15 protein-coding genes and 1 pseudogene are annotated in these 19139 nt (G+C 56.0%); 11 read left to right on the forward strand and 5 right to left on the reverse strand.

Features of this window, described 5'->3' with window-relative positions; all coding sequences use genetic code 11:
• Nucleotides 1-30: 30 nt before the first annotated feature.
• The gene (locus tag WD823_RS07630) at nt 31-456 is read right to left on the reverse strand and encodes a DUF481 domain-containing protein (protein WP_368428892.1); all 426 of its coding nucleotides are present in this window, start codon (nt 454-456) and stop codon (nt 31-33) included.
• A 609-nt stretch (nt 457-1065) separates the two neighbouring features.
• Between WD823_RS07630 and WD823_RS07635 the strand changes: the two genes are divergently transcribed.
• From WD823_RS07635 to WD823_RS07655, 5 genes are all read left to right on the forward strand, one after another.
• Complete coding sequence (locus WD823_RS07635) at nt 1066-2028, forward strand: MBL fold metallo-hydrolase (RefSeq protein WP_368428893.1); 963 nt, start codon at nt 1066-1068, stop codon at nt 2026-2028.
• A gap of 157 nt (nt 2029-2185) precedes the next feature.
• Entirely contained in the window at nt 2186-4090 is a 1905-nt protein-coding gene (locus WD823_RS07640) for a propionyl-CoA synthetase (RefSeq protein ID WP_368428894.1), read from the forward strand.
• A gap of 11 nt (nt 4091-4101) precedes the next feature.
• Nucleotides 4102-4992 carry a methylisocitrate lyase gene (prpB, locus tag WD823_RS07645; protein WP_368428895.1) on the forward strand — a complete coding sequence of 297 codons (891 nt, stop codon included), beginning with the start codon at nt 4102-4104 and terminating at the stop codon, nt 4990-4992.
• Nucleotides 4989-6149 carry a 2-methylcitrate synthase gene (gene prpC / locus WD823_RS07650; protein WP_368428896.1) on the forward strand — a complete coding sequence of 387 codons (1161 nt, stop codon included), beginning with the start codon at nt 4989-4991 and terminating at the stop codon, nt 6147-6149. Before prpB ends, prpC begins: the two co-directional genes overlap by 4 nt.
• A 39-nt stretch (nt 6150-6188) precedes the next feature.
• On the forward strand, nt 6189-7637 hold the full coding sequence (locus WD823_RS07655; protein WP_368428897.1) for a bifunctional 2-methylcitrate dehydratase/aconitate hydratase: 1449 nt from the start codon (nt 6189-6191) through the stop codon (nt 7635-7637).
• A 5-nt stretch (nt 7638-7642) separates the two neighbouring features.
• Here the strand turns inward: WD823_RS07655 and WD823_RS07660 are convergent, their stop codons facing one another.
• The gene (locus WD823_RS07660; protein WP_368428898.1) at nt 7643-8056 is read right to left on the reverse strand and encodes a hypothetical protein; all 414 of its coding nucleotides are present in this window, start codon (nt 8054-8056) and stop codon (nt 7643-7645) included.
• A 556-nt stretch (nt 8057-8612) separates the two neighbouring features.
• Between WD823_RS07660 and otsB the strand changes: the two genes are divergently transcribed.
• The 4 genes from otsB (at nt 8613) to WD823_RS07680 (ending at nt 13244) form a co-directional block, all read left to right on the forward strand.
• Complete coding sequence (gene otsB / locus WD823_RS07665; protein WP_368428899.1) at nt 8613-9410, forward strand: trehalose-phosphatase; 798 nt, start codon at nt 8613-8615, stop codon at nt 9408-9410.
• A complete protein-coding gene (locus WD823_RS07670) occupies nt 9407-10492 on the forward strand; it encodes a mechanosensitive ion channel family protein (protein WP_368428900.1) in 1086 nt (361 codons plus the stop codon). The genes otsB and WD823_RS07670 overlap by 4 nt, the downstream gene beginning before the upstream one ends.
• Nucleotides 10489-11988 (forward strand): trehalose-6-phosphate synthase, encoded by a 1500-nt coding sequence (locus tag WD823_RS07675; RefSeq protein ID WP_368428901.1) that lies wholly within the window; start codon nt 10489-10491, stop codon nt 11986-11988. The genes WD823_RS07670 and WD823_RS07675 overlap by 4 nt, the downstream gene beginning before the upstream one ends.
• 152 nt (nt 11989-12140) lie before the next feature.
• Nucleotides 12141-13244, forward strand: a complete 1104-nt coding sequence (locus tag WD823_RS07680; RefSeq protein WP_368428902.1) for a quinone-dependent dihydroorotate dehydrogenase — start codon at nt 12141-12143, stop codon at nt 13242-13244.
• A gap of 99 nt (nt 13245-13343) precedes the next feature.
• Here WD823_RS07680 and WD823_RS07685 read toward each other — a convergent pair whose 3' ends face one another.
• The 3 genes from WD823_RS07685 to WD823_RS07695 form a co-directional block, all read right to left on the reverse strand.
• The gene (locus WD823_RS07685) at nt 13344-14462 is read right to left on the reverse strand and encodes a DegT/DnrJ/EryC1/StrS family aminotransferase (RefSeq protein ID WP_368428903.1); all 1119 of its coding nucleotides are present in this window, start codon (nt 14460-14462) and stop codon (nt 13344-13346) included.
• Nucleotides 14447-15430 carry a Gfo/Idh/MocA family oxidoreductase gene (locus WD823_RS07690; RefSeq protein WP_368428904.1) on the reverse strand — a complete coding sequence of 328 codons (984 nt, stop codon included), beginning with the start codon at nt 15428-15430 and terminating at the stop codon, nt 14447-14449. Before WD823_RS07690 ends, WD823_RS07685 begins: the two co-directional genes overlap by 16 nt.
• A 108-nt stretch (nt 15431-15538) precedes the next feature.
• Nucleotides 15539-17455 (reverse strand): HD domain-containing phosphohydrolase, encoded by a 1917-nt coding sequence (locus WD823_RS07695; protein WP_368428905.1) that lies wholly within the window; start codon nt 17453-17455, stop codon nt 15539-15541.
• 105 nt (nt 17456-17560) lie between these two features.
• On the opposite strand from WD823_RS07695, the gene WD823_RS07700 reads away from it, so the two are divergent.
• Both WD823_RS07700 and WD823_RS07705 read left to right on the forward strand, forming a co-directional pair.
• On the forward strand, nt 17561-18022 hold the full coding sequence (locus WD823_RS07700) for an SDR family NAD(P)-dependent oxidoreductase (protein ID WP_368428906.1): 462 nt from the start codon (nt 17561-17563) through the stop codon (nt 18020-18022).
• Between the two features lie 221 nt (nt 18023-18243).
• Nucleotides 18244-18744 (forward strand): annotated as a pseudogene (locus tag WD823_RS07705) (SDR family NAD(P)-dependent oxidoreductase); the annotation flags it as partial.
• Between the last annotated feature and the right edge of the window lie 395 nt (nt 18745-19139).

Genomic DNA, 19139 nt, shown 5'->3' on the forward strand with positions numbered 1-19139 from the left:
TTTGAAAGTTTCTACATGAACAAAATACTGTCAGAACTGGTATTCGATACCAGTGCGGCAGATTACATCGGATTGATCGACAAATTGTGGCGGGTGGCTGTCATGCGTTATTTCCAGTGAGAAACTCAGTTCAAGCCGGTCGGTCAACTTGACCTGAAGCGAGGCCTGTTCCAATGCAAGAAAATCCTGGAAATCACCGGTGGCTGGCTGGTAATACGTGGCGCTGCCCAAGCGGACGGTTTCATTCAACCGGTACTTCACAACGACATAAAAATTTCCGCGTAACAGCGTATCTACCCCGGCATTGGTTGCCCCTGGGCTTGCGTCGAGCTCTTCGCGCGGGAAAAAGCCTCCAACGCCGGTAACTGCAGCAACTCTGTCATCTTCCGTCTTATATATTACCTGGCGCAAAGTGCCCCCCCAGCAGGCCGCGAAAGGACAGGCGGGTAAATTCATTTTGTTCAGCTTGCCCAAAGGCCTCCCGCGCCCGACGTTCGGTGATTTTGCGAACATGACGCGCATGCAAAAAACTCTTATTGGTATCCCGTATCCCACTGGTCTTCCCGGAGTCGTGGTTGAACACGATAAAATTCGTGACCGGGTTTTCATGCCACTATAGGCTGGTTCCTACGCTTATGCTGGTGGCGGTTTTTTCGGTAATGCCGGATTGGTCGGTAATGGCCAAAGCGAACTGTCCGCTGAACCCGGGTTCCGGTTCCTTGATGCGGTTATCTTCAATAGTGACGATCGCTAAAGCGGGGTTTCATCATACAAGATATCAAAGCAATCACCACGTCATAGCGCTATTGACCCTTCGTTTCGCTGAACAGATGAACTCGTCCTGCACGATTCATCCCAGACTGGACCCGGGTTCTAATTCAGGTAAGGCGATTATTATTTGTTTTTTGTACAAGCGTCATGACGCGCTCCGAATATTTGGCGTAATAGAATACTGATCTTACCGTAAACCGACCGCTATCCTAATTCGGAAATGTGAAATTCGGCTGTGCCATGGTTGTGCCAAACAGGCCTCTGAATCATAATGCGCCGTCCTTTCTTCAGATCATGACCGCACCGCACTTCCAGGATTTCGATCACGGGATCAGCCTTATAGACGGCGATTATCAGCGCCGAGGGCTCGCGGCTATTTATCTTATTGTCGAGGGAAATCGGGCAGCGTTGATCGACACCGGTACCAGCCTGTCGGTGCCCGGAGTGATACGCGTGTTACGCGCCAAACGGATTCCACTTGAAAACGTCGATTTCGTCATTCCAACCCATGTACACCTTGACCATGCCGGCGGTGCGGGGGCCATGATGCGGAATTTTCCCAATGCCCGTCTCGTGGTTCATCCGCGCGGGGCGCGCCACATGATCGATCCAAGCAGACTTATTGCCGGAGTTACTGAAGTTTACGGAACTGAGTGGGTGGCAAGGTACTTCGGTGACATCCTACCGGTGGCTGCAGAGCGCGTCGTCGAGGCGCCCGATCATTTCACACTGGATTTCAATGGACGCGAATTGCTGTTTCTCGACACACCCGGACATGCACGCCACCACTTTGTGGTTGTCGACAATCAGTCTAGCGGAATCTTTGCCGGCGACACTTTTGGTGTCTCGTACCGCGAGTTTGACACGCTGAGAGGGGCGTTTATCCTTCCCGCCACGCCACCGGTGCAGTTCGATCCTCCGGCGCATCATGCCACCATCGACCGGCTGGCGGGTCTTCGCCCACGACGGATCTTCCTGACCCATTTCGGTTATGTCTCAGAAGTTGACCGTTTAGCCCGGGATATGCACGAGTTACTGGATGCCTACGTTGAACTCGCCAACCAGGTCAGGGAGGCGGGAGCCGCTCGCATCGGACAGCTCATACAGGGTCAGCGCGATATTCTATATCCCCGCCTCGCGCAGCACGGTTGCAAACTCGATGAGAACCAGATTGAAATGTTGCTGGCGGGCGACTTGAAAATAAACGCTCAAGGCCTGGCCTTTTGGCTCGATCACGATTCATCACGGAAAAATTGACTTTTTGATATACCTTGAGCAAAAAACCCGCGTGGGGTTCAATAAGGGCTTGGCGGAATTGGCATTCAGCACCGACTTGCTGTTTGAAGGGAAATAAAAAAATTTTCACCGGGTCAGGCGCTCACCAGCTGACCCGAATAATTCACGTGAGGTTGCTATGACAAGCAAATACCAAGCTACATACCTCCGTTCGCTTGCCGATCCCGAAAATTTCTGGGACGAGGCCGCGCATTCCCTCCATTGGCACAAAAAATGGGAGCGCGTCATGGACGATACGCGACAACCTTTCTATCGGTGGTTTCCCGGCGGTCTCTTCAACACGTGCTACAACGCCGTGGACCGTCATGTTGAAAACGGACGCGCCGACCAGCCGGCGTTGATTTATGACAGCCCGGTCACTCAAACCATAAAGACCTTCAGTTACCGGCAATTGCGCGATGAAGTCGCGCGCTTCGCCGGAATGCTCACCAGCCAGGGGATCGCCAAGGGAGACCGGGTCATTATCTACATGCCGATGGTCCCGGAGGCCGTCATCGCCATGCTCGGCTGCGCACGCATCGGTGCGATACACTCGGTCGTGTTTGGCGGTTTTGCCGCCCCTGAATTGGCCAAGCGCATCGACGATGCCGAACCCAAAATGATCGTTTCGGCTTCTTGCGGTATCGAACCCAACCGTGTCGTCGAATACAAACCACTGCTCGACGAGGCAATCCGCCTCGCGGCTCACAGACCGCAACGTTGCATCATCCTGCAACGACCCGAGGCCCGGGCGGCACTTATCCCCGGTCGTGATGTCGACTGGAACGAAGCCATGGCGGGGGCCAGGCCGGTTGACTGCCTCCCGGTTGCCTCGACCGATCCGCTGTATATTCTCTATACCTCCGGCTCCACCGGCGTGCCAAAAGGCGTGGTGCGCGACAACGGCGGTCATGCCGTGGCACTCGCATGGAGCATGCGGCATGTTTACGGTGTCGATCCCGGCGAGGTGTACTGGGCGGCATCGGATATCGGCTGGGTGGTCGGCCACTCTTATATTGTCTATGGGCCACTCCTGCATGGTTGCACCACCGTTCTTTATGAAGGTAAACCGGTGGGCACGCCCGACCCGGGCGCCTTCTGGCGTGTTATTTCCCAACACAAGGTTTCGACGCTATTCACCGCACCGACTGCCTTCCGTGCCATCAAGCGCGACGATCCAAATGGCGCCCATATTCATAAATACGACCGGACAGGGTTCCGCACGCTGTTTCTCGCGGGCGAGCGCTGCGATCCTGACACGCTGCATTGGGCGGAAAACCATCTCGGTGTTCCGGTGATCGATCACTGGTGGCAAACTGAAACCGGCTGGGCGATCTCCGCCAACTGTATCGGTATTGAAAAATTGCCCGTCAAGCCCGGTTCAGCCACCAAACCTGTCCCCGGATACAACGTGCAGGTACTCGACAATCACGGCAAACCCGTCAGTGACGGAAATATCGGCAGCATCGTCATCAAATTGCCCCTGCCGCCCGGCAGCTTGCCGACCATGTGGAACAACGACGCCGGATATAAAAAATACTATCTCGATCCCTTTCCCGGCTATTACCTCACGGGCGATGCCGGTTACATGGACAGTGACGGGTATCTCTGGATCATGAGTCGCACCGACGACATTATCAACGTCGCCGGTCACCGGCTTTCAACCGGCGCCATGGAAGAAGTCCTGGCTTCGCATCCCGACGTGGCCGAGTGCGCCGTGATCGGCGCCGCGGATGAATTAAAAGGGGAATCGCCGGTCGGGCTCATCGTGCTGAAAGCCGGTGTGACCCGTGCTCACAACGTCATCACGCAAGAGGTGGTGCAGCGCGTGCGTGAAAAGATCGGACCGGTCGCCGCATTCAAGCACGCGGTCGTGGTGAAACGCCTGCCGAAAACGCGATCGGGCAAGGTCCTGCGCGGAACCATGCGGAAAATCGCCGACGGCCAGCCATACCAAGTACCGCCGACCATAGACGATCCGGCCATATTGGGAGAGATCGCGGAGTCATTCCGTACTATCGGTTATCCACACAAGCAGGACTGACAAGGCCAATCATGACTGACAACCAAAGCCCCGGGGCCCGTCTGCGCGCAGCTATACGCCAGGAAAAACCGCTGCAGATCGTGGGAACAATAAATGCCTATTCCGCATTGCTGGCACAACGCGCCGGGTTCCGCGCCTTGTATCTCTCGGGTGCGGGTGTGGCCAACGCCTCTTACGGATTGCCCGATCTCGGCATGACTACCTTGGACAATGTGCTCGAGGACGTGGGCCGGATCACCGCCGTTACGCGGCTGCCGTTGCTGGTCGATGCCGACACCGGTTTCGGCGGCGCCTTCAACATCGCGCGCACCGTGCGCCGCATGACTCGCGCAGGCGCCGCCGCGATTCATATCGAGGATCAGGTGCAAGCCAAACGCTGCGGGCACCGCCCCGGCAAGGCTCTCGTCAGCCAGGAAGAAATGGCCGACCGGATCAAGGCCGCCGTCGACGCGCGCGATGACAAGGATTTCGCGATCATGGCACGAACCGATGCGCTGGCGATCGAGGGTCTTGGACCGGCCATCGAGCGCGCCGTGTGCTATCGCGACGCCGGCGCCGACATGATTTTTGCCGAGGCCGTGACGGAGCTTGATCAATACAAAAAATTCACGGCTGGGGTGGGTGTGCCGGTATTGGCCAACATCACCGAATTCGGAAAAACACCTCTGTATTCCGTGGAAGAATTGCGCGCCTCCGGCGTGGGACTCGTGCTGTACCCGTTATCCGCCTTTCGCGCCGCCGCCAAGGCGGAACTGGCTGTCTACCAGACGATTCGGCGGGAGGGGACGCAGAAGAACGTGCTCGATGCCATGCAGACGCGATCCGAATTGTACGAGCTGCTCGGATACAACGCTTACGAACGCAAACTCGATGAACTATTCGCCAAAGAGAAACCATCATGAGCAATGAAATCGCTGACGCCGCAGCAATGAAACCGAAAAAATCCGTGGCACTTTCCGGCGTGCCAGCCGGCACTACCGCGCTTTGTTCCGTGGGCCGCAGCGGAAATGACCTGCATTATCGCGGCTACAACATCCTTGATTTTGCCGAACAGGCTGAATTCGAGGAGATTGCGTTTCTGCTCGTGCATGAAAGGCTTCCTGCCGCCGGGGAACTGGCGGCCTACAAGCGCAAACTCAAATCGCTGCGCGGGCTGCCAATGAATGTCAGAACGGTGCTGGAAAACATCCCGCGCACGGCACACCCGATGGATGTTCTGCGCACCGGTTGCGCGGCGCTGGGAACCGTATTACCCGAAGATGACGAACATACTACGGAGGGCGCGTGTGACATCGCCGACCGGCTTATGGCCGCGTTCGGCTCCATGCTGCTCTACTGGTATCACTTCGCGCGGGACGGCGAACGAATTGAAACGGAAACCGATGACGATTCCATCGGAGCGCATTTTCTGCACCTGCTGCACGGCCGCCGGCCATCGGCTGAATGGGAACGGGCGATGCACATATCGCTGATCCTGTACGCCGAACATGAATTCAACGCCTCGACGTTCACCGCCCGTGTCATTGCCGGAACCGGCTCGGACATGTATTCCTGCATTACCGGTGCGATTGGCGCGCTCCGCGGCCCCAAGCACGGCGGCGCCAACGAGGTAGCGTTCGATGTGCAGCGCCGGTATTCCAGCGCCGATGAAGCCGAGGCCGACATCAGGCGACGGCTGGCCAACAAGGAAATTATTATCGGCTTCGGCCATCCGGTATACACCATCGGAGATCCGCGCAATCAGATCATCAAAAAGCTGGCGCACGATTTGTGCACCGACCGCGATGGACATCGGCTATTCGAAATTGCCGAACGCATCGAGACGGTAATGTGGAATGAAAAGAAAATGTTTCCCAATCTCGACTGGTTTTCAGCCGTGAGTTACCACCTGATGCGTATCCCGACCGCGCTGTTCACGCCCATCTTCGTGATCTCGCGCACCTCCGGGTGGTCGGCGCACGTCATTGAACAGCGTCAGGATGGCAAAATCATTCGTCCCAGCGCCGTCTACGTGGGGCCGGAACCCCGTCCCTACGTACCGCTTTCACAGCGGCGGTGAAATCATCTCCTCGCCGCAGCAATCGTTGAATTTGTCCAGATGACCTCACCGCGCGCTGATGCCAACGTCCGCCCCGCGCCCGATCCGGAGTTGGTCGCGATCGCGGATTATGTTGCCGACTACCGGATTGACAGCCGTGAAGCCTGCGACACCGCGCGCTACTGCCTGATGGACAGTCTCGGCTGTGCCTTGCTGGCATTGCGTTTCCCTGAGTGCGTCCGCCATCTGGGTCCGATCGTGCCCGGAACCACGGTTCCCAACGGCGCACGTGTTCCCGGCACTCGGTATGAACTCGACCCGGTCAAGGCCGCGTTCGATATCGGCACGCTCATCCGCTGGCTTGATTTCAACGACACCTGGCTCGCGGCCGAATGGGGCCATCCGTCCGATAACCTCGGCGCCATCCTGGCCTGTGCGGATTTTCTGAGCCGTGCGCGGCTGTCCTCAAGACAAAAATCGCTGACCATGCGTGAGGTACTGACATACATGATCAAGGCGCACGAGATTCAGGGGGTGATGGCGCTGGAAAACAGCTTTAACCGCGTCGGGCTCGATCACGTTGTGCTGGTCAAGGTTGCCTCCACGGCGGTGGTCACGCACATGCTGGGGGGCACCAAACCACAAATCATGGACGCCCTGTCACAAGCGTGGGTGGACGGGCAGGCGCTCAGAACCTATCGCCACGCACCGAACACGGGACCGCGCAAATCCTGGGCGGCGGGTGACGCCACGAGCCGTGCGGTGCGGCTTGCCCTGATCACGCTCAAGGGAGAATCCGGATATCCCAGCGCCCTTACCGCCAAAACCTGGGGTTTTTACGATGTGGCTTTCAAGGGCCAGCGTTTCAAGTTCCAGCGTCCCTACACCTCATACGTCATGGAGCACGTGCTGTTCAAGATTGCCTACCCCGCCGAATTTCACGCCCAAACGGCGGTGGAATGCGCGGTGATACTGCATCCGCTGGTTAAGAATCGCCTGGATGAAATTGAACGGATCTTGATCACCACGCACGAATCGGCCATTCGCATCATCAGCAAGACCGGGCCGCTCTATAACTACGCCGATCGCGATCATTGCCTGCAGTACATGGTCGCGATCGGACTTATCCATGGCCATCTGACTGCCGAGCAGTATGAGGATCGGGCAGCAGCCGACACGCGCGTTGATCGGCTGCGCGCGAGGATGGACGTGGTCGAAGACGAACGCTACAGCCGCGATTACCACGACCCGGGCAAGCGCTCCATTGCCAACGCCATTCAGGTCTTCTTCAATGACGGCGGCTACACGGACAAAATCGAGATCGAGTATCCGATCGGCCACCGGCGTCGGCGATCAGACGGAATGCCGCTGCTCATCGAGAAATTTCGCGCCAGTCTCGACACCCGTTTCCCTGAAGCACAATCGAAAAGAATCCTCGATCTCTGCCTCAACCACGACCAATTGGTGGCAACACCGGTGCCTGAGTTTATAGAAATGTTCGTGGCATAGACCGGCTACTTCGCGTGCAGCGCCTTGGCTGCTTTATTCACGTCCTCGGCCTTGACCCACAAAATAGCTCCGAAGCGTCCGCCGCCGGCCCCGACAGCATCCACGGCCGTGACATTGATTTTTGCCTTGGAGAGTTTTGACAGCACATTGGCCAGAGCGCCTCGTTGATCGTTCCCGCGGATCACGAAGCCGGCTTTTCTTTTGCTCACCCTTAATTTCATCCGACGGGCAGCAGCCAGAAAAGCGGATGGATTAACGGGAATGAAATCCACCTGCGAGCGTCGGCCGTTGGGAAATCCGGTAAAGGCGTGCAGGTTAACGCCTGCTTTGGCCAAAGACGTTAAAATCCGTGACGCCTCGCCTGTCCGATTGGGAATTTGCATCGCGAAGTAACTGACTTTCGTTGCGGTAGTGGCCATATTCATCCTCCTGATGTCATGCCTGAAATCTGATCCCGACAACATGATAACGCAACGTCGGCAACGCATACAGGTCAACGGAAGGTTGACGGAAAAAAACATTAATTCGATTTTGGTGATTCGGCTTTTGTTGCTGAATTTTTCATTTGCTTGTCACGGCCTCGCCATAACCGATGAATATCACGATCCAAGCTGGATTATGGCGGTTAATCTGGGGTAGAATCTCGCAACAATTTCCTCTCCGCACGTTCTTTCCGCATTGTCTCCAGGGCGCCTGGCGACAAGGACAAGGCTGTAACTGGATGCCCCTGCGGCGAAGTAACGCGCTAGCTTTCAAAAGTAAGCCAGATACCGCAGTTAAAATCGGCGGTTTCCAGCGCAGAAAACAATCTCCAGACGTCCGGTTATCTTGTCTAAAGGAGATAAAGATGGCGAAAAATCCGATATTCGATCCACCGGTATACATGGCAAGCCAAAACGTTGTCTGCTTCCCCTGCCACAACGTCTGCAGAATCGCGCCCGCGGAAAACAGCGGGATGCGTCCAGGGTAACGGCCATGCGCGCGTTGCACGAGCAGTCAAGTCTTGCCGATTTCTTCAGGCAACTTCGAACAGCGCCACGACGCGCGCTGATGCTTGATTACGACGGTACGCTCGCCCCGTTCCAAGTCCAAACGGATGCAGCCGTACCCTACGCGGGCGTGCGTGAAATTATCGACGCCATCATGGAATCCGGGCGCACCCGCGTGGTGATCATCACCGGGCGTTGGACACGAGATCTCAATCCGCTACTCGGCCTCAAGAATACCCCGGAAATCTGGGGCTCGCACGGGTGGGAACAACTCAAACCCAATGGGGAGTATGTCATCGCCCGCATGGATGAAAACGCTCTGCGGCACCTGGTTGAAGCGGATACCTGGACGGCTGAAATTGAGGCACAGGGCGGGCGTTGTGAAATGAAACCGGGTGGTCTCGCTATCCACTGGCGTGGATTGGAGCCCGGGAAGGCTGCCGAAATTCGCAATATTGTTTTCCAGAACTGGCGAATCCAGGAAATGCACGACAATCTCGTGTGGCACGACTTCGACGGCGGTATCGAGCTGCGCGTTCCGGGTCGCCACAAGGGATATGTGGTGGAATCCATTTTGTCCGAAATGGACCGCGATACCGCCGCCGCCTATCTGGGTGACGATGCCACGGACGAAGACGCCTTCAAGGCCATTCGAGGCAAGGGCATCAGTGTGCTGGTTCGACCACATTTCCGGCCCACATGCGCCGATTTCTGGCTTCAGCCGCCGCGAGAGCTGCTTGAGTTTCTCAGGCAGTGGCACGATGCCAGCGGAGGAACACGATGAATTTCCTGGAAGAAATTTTTTTCGGAAACCCGTTATACGATTGGCTTGTCGCCGCAGTAATAGTTGTTGCGCTGGTTCTGAGTCTTCAATTTGTCAAGCGATTGCTCATCCGCCGTTTGACCAAGCTGGCGGGCAAAACCGCCACGCGTCTCGATGATTTCATTGTTGATATTCTTAGTCATACCCGATATCTATTCCTGTTCATCCTCGCGCTCTACCTCGGTTTGCAGTACCTGGAACTGCCTCCAAAACCGACCCGGTATATAACACATTTCACAATCATCGTTATGCTGGTACAGGTCGCGTTGTGGGGGAATCGCGGAATTGTCCTCTGGCTAAGCGATTATCTCAAAAGACACAAGGAATCCGACGCCGCCAGCGCTACAACGATGGCGGTGATGGGATTCATCGCCCGGGTAGTGCTCTGGTCGGTACTCGTGCTGATGATTCTCGACAACCTCGGGTTCAACATCACTGCGTTGGTGGCCAGCCTGGGCATCGGAGGTATTGCCGTCGCGCTCGCCGTTCAAAACATTCTCGGTGACTTATTCGCGTCGCTCTCTATCGCCCTGGACAAACCTTTCGTGATCGGCGATTTCATCATTGTCGATGATATCCTGGGCACGGTGGAATACATTGGTCTTAAAACGACTCGCCTGCGGAGTTTAGGCGGGGAGCAGATCGTTTTTTCCAACGCTGAACTGTTAAAAAGCCGAATACGCAATTATAAGCGCATGTTCGAGCGCCGCGTCGTGTTCGGGTTCGGAATTGTTTATCAGACTCCACACGAAAAACTGGTCAGGATCCCGGGAATGATCCGGGAGATCATTGAGACGCAGGAAAAAACCCGCTTCGATCGCGCGCACTTCAAGGGCTACGGCGATTCATCCCTCGATTTCGAGGTTGTCTATTATGTCCTGCATCCGGATTACAACCTCTACATGGACATTCAGCAAGCCGTTAATTTGGGCATCTTTAAGATATTCGCGCAGGAAGGTATCGATTTCGCTTACCCGACGCGCACGATCTATGTTAACCGGAGTGATTCGTCATCCCCCGGGGTCGAGGCTGACTTAAGATGAAGAACGGCCGGCATGCGGGACTTGTCGTCGCTTCAAATCGTCTGCCGGTTGCATTAATCCGCAATCCGGATGGCAGTGTCCGTATCGAACCCGGGAGCGGTGGGCTGATCACGGCGTTGCTGCCGGTATTGCGAGATCGCGGTGGCACATGGGTGGGTTGGCCGGGAATCAGCGGTGACTTATCCAAATTCGGTTCGCTACTGGAAGAAGCGAACCGAAAATCAGGCTACCAATTAAAAGCGGTTCCGCTGACGGAAGAAGAATGGCGCAAGTTCTACCACGGATTTTCCAACGAGGTCGTCTGGCCTCTGTTTCACGATCTCCAGTCGCTCTGTTACTTCGATCCCAGTTACTGGCGCGTGTATCAAAACGTAAACCGGCATTATGCGGAGGTCCTCGCGCAAAATAGAACCGAGGGCGATTTTATCTGGGTCCATGACTACCATCTTATGAGCGTTGCCATGGAATTGAGGCGCCTGGGTATCAATGCGAAAACGGCTTTTTTTCTTCACATTCCCTTCCCGCCACTGGATATATTTGTCAAGCTCCCGTGGCGGTTTCAACTGCTGCGTGCGCTGGTTGAATACGATTTGATCGGTTTTCAAACGTTGCGCGATCAACGAAACTTTATTCAGTGCGTCCGTACGCTTTTGCATGATGTCGCTGTGCATGGAAAGGGACGTCTGCTGACACTTCGCGAGACTGGGCGCGATGTCAAGGTTGGAAGCTTCCCGATCAGCATTGACTACAACGCCTACGTCAAGGGCGCCACCACCAAGGAAGTAGCCGACAAAGTGGCGGATCTTTACAAGCAATTGCCCAATCGCCAGCTGATTCTGGGGATCGATCGGCTGGATTACACCAAGGGAATCCCGCAGCGGCTGGAAGCGTTCCGCAATGCCCTCGAACGTTATCCCGAATTGCACGAACGCGTTACGCTGATACAGGTGGTCGTCCCGAGCCGCGAGGATATTCCCCAATACTACGAACTCAAGACACGAATCGAGCGGCTCGTGGGGGAGATCAACGGCCAGTTCACGAAGCCCGGTGGCTGGGTGCCGATTCATTATGTATTTCGCAGCCTGGACCAATCCGACCTGCTCGCTTATTACCGTGCGGCGCAAATCGCGCTGATCACGCCCCTAAAAGACGGGATGAACCTGGTCGCCAAGGAATATTGTGCGTGCAGCATCGAGGAAGACTGCGCGCTGATACTTTCCGAGTTCGCCGGTGCGGCGGCCCAATTGCAGCGCGGGGCCTTGCTGGTAAATCCTTATGACATCGAGGGAGTGGCCGATGCGATCTACCGCGCCTTCAGCATGGACATTACCGAGCGTCGCGCGCGCATGCGCCGCCTGCGCCGGTCGATCCGCGAGCAGGATATTTTCTGGTGGGTCGATTCCTTTCTGCACGCCGCCATCGCCAAGGATTTGAACGCCTTCCCGCTTCCCGAGGATTATATCCCGCAAAGTGAAATTGGCGGTATGTCGCTGTGATTGCGTCAGATATCAGCGAGGCAGCAGCTGACCCTATGCCTGTATCAATTCCGCCTGAAGCGTTGGCACCGCCGCAGTATTGGATTGTTCTACATGCGCCATCATGGTTTCCTGATAGACAGGCGATCGGGTTATCATGGCAGTCGTGAATTATGGCCACCGGCGCCTTGTATAAATTCATTCGCCCTTTGCTCTTTTGGCTTCCCGCCGAAACCAGCCATTCCCTGACAGTCGCCACGTTGCGGCTTTTATATCGTTTCCCCGCAGCCGGTACTTGCCTGCGGTTTGCCTTGTTACGCCGTTTGCCGGATCTTCCCATCTCCGTCATGGGATTGCATTTCCCCAATCCGGTCGGATTGGCCGCAGGACTTGACAAAAACGGCGAGTGCATCCGACCGCTGGCCGATTTCGGGTTTGGTTTCATCGAAATCGGGACGGTCACGCCGCGCCCGCAACCGGGGAATCCTGCCCCGAGGATGTTTCGTCTGGCGAACCATGCGGCACTGATCAATCGTTTGGGTTTTAACAACGTAGGCGTGTACCGAATGATCACCAATCTCGCCAAATCGGGTAAGGCAGGTCTGATCGGCATCAACATCGGAAAAAATCGCGACACGCCGCTCGAACGTGCCGTGGATGATTATCTGTCAATGCTGCAGGCGGTATATCTCCATGCCGATTACGTCACGGTCAACATTTCTTCACCGAACACCACGGGATTGCGTGATTTGCAAAACGAGGAAAATCTGCATGAACTGCTGCGGGCCTTGAAAGCCGAACAGGCGATTCTAGCGGCGAAATACGGTCGATATGTTCCAATTGCAATCAAGGTCGCGCCTGACCTTGATGATGACCAGGCGAGAATCATCGCCGTGCAGGTTCTAGAGCACAAATTTGACGCGGTGGTCGCGACCAACACCACGATAACCCGTCCAGGTCTCGCACATGAGCCATTGGCGTCACAGACGGGTGGCCTCAGCGGACGGCCGCTCAAGCGGCTTTCCACGGATATCATTCGCAAGCTTTACTCCCACCTTCAGGGCAAGGCGCCGATCATCGGTGTGGGAGGGATCGAAAATGCGGAAGACGCCTGGGAGAAGCTTGTTGCCGGCGCAGACCTGATCCAACTTTACACGGCCTTGATCTACGAAGGCCCCTGTATTGTCAATAAGATCGTACGCGGTCTGGCCAAATACGTCAGCGATTCGGGCTGTGAAACATTACACCAGGCCGTGATACGGGCCAGGAAGGCGTAAGTGAATATCTGCTTCACCTGCCGAATTAGGCACTCTCAAAATCAGGTTACATAAAACTACGCGACCTGCTCTTGAAAAGAGAAGAATTCCAGAAAATTTTCAGCCCTTGACGGCTTGCAACAAAACTTTGCACACGCGTTCGATGTGATCAAGTGGCATGGCCGGATAGATTGGCAGTGACAAGGTTTCACTCGTGGCCTGTTCGCAGACGGGCAGACTGCCCGGCTTGTAGCCAAGATGCCGGTAAACTTCCTGCAAATGCAGGCCCTGCGGATAACACAATGACGTGCCAATCTGATTGTCGGTAAGCGCCTGGCGCACGCGGTCACGGTTTGGAACGCGTATGGTGTAAAGGTTATAAACGTGCGTGCCGTAATTTGAAACCACGGGCGTCTTCACGGCCGTGCCATAAAAGCGCTTAGTGTATTCCGCCGCCACGGTCCGACGTCCCGCCAAATCATCCTTGATGCGCCGGAGCTTGATCCGCAGACCAGCCGCCTGTATCTCGTCGAGACGACTGTTGCAGCCGATTTCCGCGTGGATAAAAGGCTTGATGGCGCCATGATTGCGCAATCGGCGTATATGGTCGTTTAACTCATCGCTTTGGGTGGTGACCATGCCACCGTCGCCATAGCAGCCCAAAACCTTGGTTGGATAGAAACTGAAGCTGCCGGTATCACCGATGGATCCGACCATCCTTCCATCCGCGGCGGCACCAAATGCCTGGGCGCAATCTTCCACTACGGCCAGCCGGTGATCTTCGGCGATCTTCATGATCGCGTGCATATCGGATGGATGACCAAATAAATGAACTGGAAGAAGCGCGCGGGTTTTCGATGTTATTTTTTTCCGGACACTGGACGGGTCGAGGCAGAAATTTCCCGGCAAGATATCGGCAAACACCGGGGTGGCGCCCACCAGATCGACCGATTCAGAGCTGGCAAAAAAAGTAAACGGAGTCGTAATGACCTCATCGCCGTGACCTATCCCGAGTGCGCGCAAAGAAAGCACCAGCGAATCGGTGCCGTTCGCCACTGCGATGGCGTGCTTGACACCGACGTAGGCGGCAAATTCCTTTTCGAATTCGGTAACGTTAGGACCAAGAATAAAGCTTCCCTTCAATCCGGTGGCACGGATTGCCTCAAGCCATTCGACTTCAACATGCTTGTATTGGATGGAAAGGTCGATAAACGGGACAGGCTTTACACCGGCATGCATGCAGCGATTTTCTCCTTGACGAGCAAGGCCACGCGCAACGCTTCCAGCCCGACTCTTCCATTGACCAAAGGTGGCGCGCCCGTGCGCACCGATTTGACAAAATATTCAAGCTCGGTATCGAGCGGCGGACGGGGCTGAATATCCAGGTTTTCGGTCACAATCCGGGGCCATTTACCGCCTTTCGGGTCCGGTTCCGCGCGCACCATCTCGAATTTCTGATCGATATAATCGAGTCCGTAATAATGATCTTTACCAAAGACCCGGATGCGACGGAGTTTTTTATTCGATACGCGACTCGCCGTTACATTGGCGACAGCGGTATTTTCAAATTCGATGCGGGCATTGGCGATATCCACATGATCAGTCAGCACCTGAATGCCGGTTGCGGCAATATTGCGAATATTCGAATTGACGAGAGATAGTACGATATCTATGTCGTGAATCATGAGATCAGTCACCACATCGACGTCGGTCGCACGTTCGACGAATGGGCCCAGTCGATGAATCTCGATAAATCGGGGATTTTGCGCGCGTTCGGCGAGCGCCATGATACCCGCATTGAAACGCTCAAGATGTCCCACCTGGAAGATTACGCCGGCGCGTTCGGCGAGCTTCACCAATTCAAGCGATTCCTCATAGGTTGGAGCAATTGGTTTTTCCATAAGCATATGCACGCCACGCTCGAGGAATGGTTTCGCGACCTGGCAGTGATAAACCGTCGGTACCACGATGCTCACGGCGTCGACATTGTCGATCAGGTCACGCGCGTCAGTGTAGGCCCGGCAACCGTGCAATTCGGCTGTCTCTCTCGCCGCTTTTTCGTTTACATCCGCCACGCCCACAAGTTCGACACCCGGCATGCCGGCATAGATACGTGCGTGGAAACGACCGAGGTAACCGACGCCGGCTACGCCGACACGCAGCTTATCGACATTCTCTTCGGATTGCGTGTAGGTAGCGGCGGTCATTGGTTGGCTGGGATACGGAACCCTTCGGCCTGAAGGGGTGGATAAACCGTCCTTGTTTATTGACCGCTGGAATTATACCGAAAAAACATTTGTATGCCATGAATAGCGTCAGGATTTGAGTCGCCACGCACCCGAATCTACGAATACTTTGTAGAGCAAGGCATCGATTTTATTCGCCTTGGCCTCGGACGCGAGAATATCCAATGCCTGCTCTTGCGGCAGACCACGCTTGTAAGGCCGATCTCCGGCAGTCAGTGCGTCGTAAATGTCCGCGATGGTCATGATGCGCGACTGGACCGGAATCGATGCGCCGGAAAGTCCTCGCGGGTATCCGGACCCATCGAGCTTCTCATGATGGGCGAAGGCAATGACCGGCAAATTGGCCATATTCTTTGTCCATGGGATAAGACTTAAAAATGCATAGGTATGGCTGACATGCGATTCGATCTGCGTTCGCTCCTCGGCATTCAGGCTTCCCTTGGACAACGTGAGATCGGCAAATTCAAAATCGGTCAACAGCGGAATATCTTCGCCATCTTCGCCCGGAAAATGGAACCTGGTCACGGCATCGAGAACTATGCTGACCTTTGCGTGCGACACGGAAGGCTCATTCGCCATCAATACCTGCCGGAGATACTCGTCAAGTCGCTCCTGATCGGCGACGAGTTCACGCTCAATCTCGCGACAGCGTGAGGCATATTCACCGGTACCCGGTTGGGCTGTTTTAAGCAGATCCAGCATCCGCCGATAGGCTCGACGCTCGATGCTCGCCCGAGCGTAACGGAAACGCTGTTTCAGCAATTCCAGGCCATGTGGCTGCAGCTTTTTGGCCTTGACCAGCACATTCTCGCGCACACCCACCTTGCCGAAATCATGCAATAGTGCCGCGTAGCGGAGTTCGCGAAGTTGATCTTTCGTGAATTGGACGTCGCGCAGGCCGGGTTCATCGGTGCGATCGGTGGCAATCGCCGTGCGCTCGGTGAAATCCGCCACGCGAAAGGAATGACCGGCCGTGGTCGGATCCCGCGCCTCGATGGCCTGTACCGAGGCCATGATGAATCCCTCGAACAAGCGTTCGATATCGGCATAGAGCATGCTGTTTTCCAGTGCCACTCCGGCCTGCCCCGCGAGCGCCATGGCGATCGCGCGATCCTGCTCGTCAAACGGAAGCACATTGTTTTCAAAATCTTCCGGTCTTCGAAGAATGACGTCGGGGTAGTGCTTGCGGTTGATAAGCTGTAATACTCCGACCACTTCATCCGCCTTGTTGGTCAGTGGGACGGTTAGGAGCGATTTGGTACGGTAACCGATTGACCGATCCGAGGCCGGATTGAATTTGTAGGGCGCGTTCGGTGAAATAGCATAGGCGTCCGTCAACATCACCGCCTGGCCTTCGCGCGCGACGTATCCGGCGATACTGTAGTCACCGACAAGCGACTTTTGCGCGTCGGAGGTGGCGCCCGTCGAGGCATTCTGCCACAAGCGGAAGTAAAGCTTGCTATTGCCGTCACGCGTGTAAATGGAAGCGCCGTCGGCGCTGGTCAGATTGCGTGCTTGAGTCAGAATCAATTTGAGCAGGGTATCAAGATCTTTTTCCGATGCGAGCGCACGTCCGATCTCCAGGACATACTCCAGCATTTGCGTGGCGCGGTGCTCACCCTCCTGCCTGATCAGGGCGAATGCCGCCTTGATCGTGGCATACGCCGTTGCTCTCGGGCATCGCGGATCCAGCGCCCCCGCCACTTGTGGATGATCGAGCAGCGCCCGATCCGGTTTCTCACGGTTGCCGCCGATCCACAGAATCAAGGAAAATTGCGGATAAGAATCCGCATCCGCCTTGCGTCGAGAAAGAACCTCACGCGCCTGCTCCGGCGTAACGATCAGTACCGACCCCTCGGCATCTTTCCTGATATCCGCCAGTACCTTGAATGTGTGCAGACGCTCGGGAGCGACAAAGGCGAGCGCCACCTCTGCTTCGAGAATAGCTTCATGAGTAACCAGCAACGTGGGATGGATTACCGGCATGGGTTCGCAATATCATTGCGCGCATTTAATAAACACCCTACAGTGACTTGCGTTGTGGCGCAATATTCGCCGTCGAAACTTCCTACTGCAGAACACCGGACCGGCATGAAAAAAAGTATCCTGATAACGGGTTGCTCGTCGGGTATCGGCAAATGCCTCGCCCACGGCCTGAGGAATCGTGGTTACCGGATATACGCCACGGCGCGTCAGCCAGCAGACGTGGACGAACTCGCGGCGGATGGGTTTGAAAGCTTGCGGCTCGATTTGGATTCCTCAGAATCCATCCGTTACACCGTAAACGAAGTGCTTCAACGGACAGACAGCAAGCTTTACGCGCTCATCAATAACGGTGCCTACGGACAACCCAGCGCGGTTGAGGTTCTTTCGCGCGAAACACTGCGGGCCCAATTTGAAACTAGCGCCCAGTGCCCGAGGCGAATGCTCCTTCGGCAATGGGCGCAGATAGCCGCCATGAACCATGTTTCCTTGAGCGCTCCTGCCGCCGTCTCCGAAATAGCTGCGCCACGGGATCCGGCGGCTAGCGCCCAGTGCCCGAGGCGAATGTAGCGGCGCGCTCCCGAGGCGATAGCTCTTTCGGAGCGCGCCGCAAGACCGCTGCAAGGAAAACCGTCAACCGCGGGCCGCCACGCTGCGATCTCTGAAAGAGCTTACACCTTGGCTGGCAGCGGTCCTTCGGCAATGGGCGCAGTAGCCGCAATGAGCGATGTTTCCATGAGCGCTACTGCCGCCGTCTCCGAAATAGCTGCGCCTCGGGATCCGGCGGCTACCTGTTCGGCACGCAGGAACTGACCAACCTGGTGATTCCCGTCATGCGTGCCCAGGGCGAAGGGCGCATCATTCAAATGAACTCGATGCTCGGCATCGTCTGCGTGGCCTATCGTGGTGCCTACAACGCCAGCAAATACGCGCTTGAGGCCCTGTCCGACACCCTGCGCCTGGAACTGCGCCATGGCAATATACATGTCTCAATCATCGAACCGGGTCCGATCGAGAACCGCTTCCGCGCCAACGCCTACGCGGCTTTCAAGCGCAACATCGACCGCGAACACAGCGTGTATCGTGACTATTACGCGCGCGTGGAAAAACGCCTCGCAGTCCCCAAACCCATGCCTTTCACCCTGCCGCCGGAGGCGGTTCTGAAAAAAGTGATCCGCGCGCTGGAGGCGCGCCGCCCAAAAGCGCGCTATGGCGTTACTTTTCCCACGCATCTCTTCGCCGTGCTGCGGCGGGTGCTGCCGGTGCGCGTGCTCGACCAAATCCTCTCCGCCACCGGCAATGGGCGGGAGGCGTTGATTCGTGCCTCAGGAAGACCAGAAAGACCCGATGCACGGGAAAAAGGCGGAATTCGGCCACGCCAAACTCCCTCGACCGCGCAAACCGGCGATATGGCCCATTATTCCAGCCCTGCATGATTTAGTTGAGTATTGCAGTTGGACAAATTTCCACTAGATTTATGTTAAGTAGCGGCAACAGAACGGAAACAGGGGGCGCCATTGGCCCCCGCTCCATGCGCCTCTGACGGCCGGCGGAACCAAATGTTTTCTTGCAGGTTGTACCACCGATGATCTGAGTCACAAGCACCTAAATCAGTCACGGTAACCCGTGGTCAAGCAGTGCTGGTCACGTATAGCAGGCTGTCAGCGTCTGGATTATTCCCTCAAGA

The sequence above is a fragment of the Sulfuricaulis sp. genome, from assembly GCF_040901545.1.
Classification (GTDB): domain Bacteria; phylum Pseudomonadota; class Gammaproteobacteria; order Acidiferrobacterales; family Sulfurifustaceae; genus Sulfuricaulis.

Bases quoted from the DNA above. Each gene is read 5' to 3' on its own strand.
- WD823_RS07630 (WP_368428892.1), bottom strand. From the start codon at position 456: ATGAATTTACCCGCCTGTCCTTTCGCGGCCTGCTGGGGGGGCACTTTG.
- WD823_RS07635 (WP_368428893.1), top strand. From the start codon at position 1,066: ATGACCGCACCGCACTTCCAGGATTTCGATCACGGGATCAGCCTTATA.
- WD823_RS07640 (WP_368428894.1), top strand. From the start codon at position 2,186: ATGACAAGCAAATACCAAGCTACATACCTCCGTTCGCTTGCCGATCCC.
- prpB (WP_368428895.1), top strand. From the start codon at position 4,102: ATGACTGACAACCAAAGCCCCGGGGCCCGTCTGCGCGCAGCTATACGC.
- prpC (WP_368428896.1), top strand. From the start codon at position 4,989: ATGAGCAATGAAATCGCTGACGCCGCAGCAATGAAACCGAAAAAATCC.
- WD823_RS07655 (WP_368428897.1), top strand. From the start codon at position 6,189: ATGACCTCACCGCGCGCTGATGCCAACGTCCGCCCCGCGCCCGATCCG.
- WD823_RS07660 (WP_368428898.1), bottom strand. From the start codon at position 8,056: ATGGCCACTACCGCAACGAAAGTCAGTTACTTCGCGATGCAAATTCCC.
- otsB (WP_368428899.1), top strand. From the start codon at position 8,613: ATGCGCGCGTTGCACGAGCAGTCAAGTCTTGCCGATTTCTTCAGGCAA.
- WD823_RS07670 (WP_368428900.1), top strand. From the start codon at position 9,407: ATGAATTTCCTGGAAGAAATTTTTTTCGGAAACCCGTTATACGATTGG.
- WD823_RS07675 (WP_368428901.1), top strand. From the start codon at position 10,489: ATGAAGAACGGCCGGCATGCGGGACTTGTCGTCGCTTCAAATCGTCTG.
- WD823_RS07680 (WP_368428902.1), top strand. From the start codon at position 12,141: ATGGCCACCGGCGCCTTGTATAAATTCATTCGCCCTTTGCTCTTTTGG.
- WD823_RS07685 (WP_368428903.1), bottom strand. From the start codon at position 14,462: ATGCATGCCGGTGTAAAGCCTGTCCCGTTTATCGACCTTTCCATCCAA.
- WD823_RS07690 (WP_368428904.1), bottom strand. From the start codon at position 15,430: ATGACCGCCGCTACCTACACGCAATCCGAAGAGAATGTCGATAAGCTG.
- WD823_RS07695 (WP_368428905.1), bottom strand. From the start codon at position 17,455: ATGCCGGTAATCCATCCCACGTTGCTGGTTACTCATGAAGCTATTCTC.
- WD823_RS07700 (WP_368428906.1), top strand. From the start codon at position 17,561: ATGAAAAAAAGTATCCTGATAACGGGTTGCTCGTCGGGTATCGGCAAA.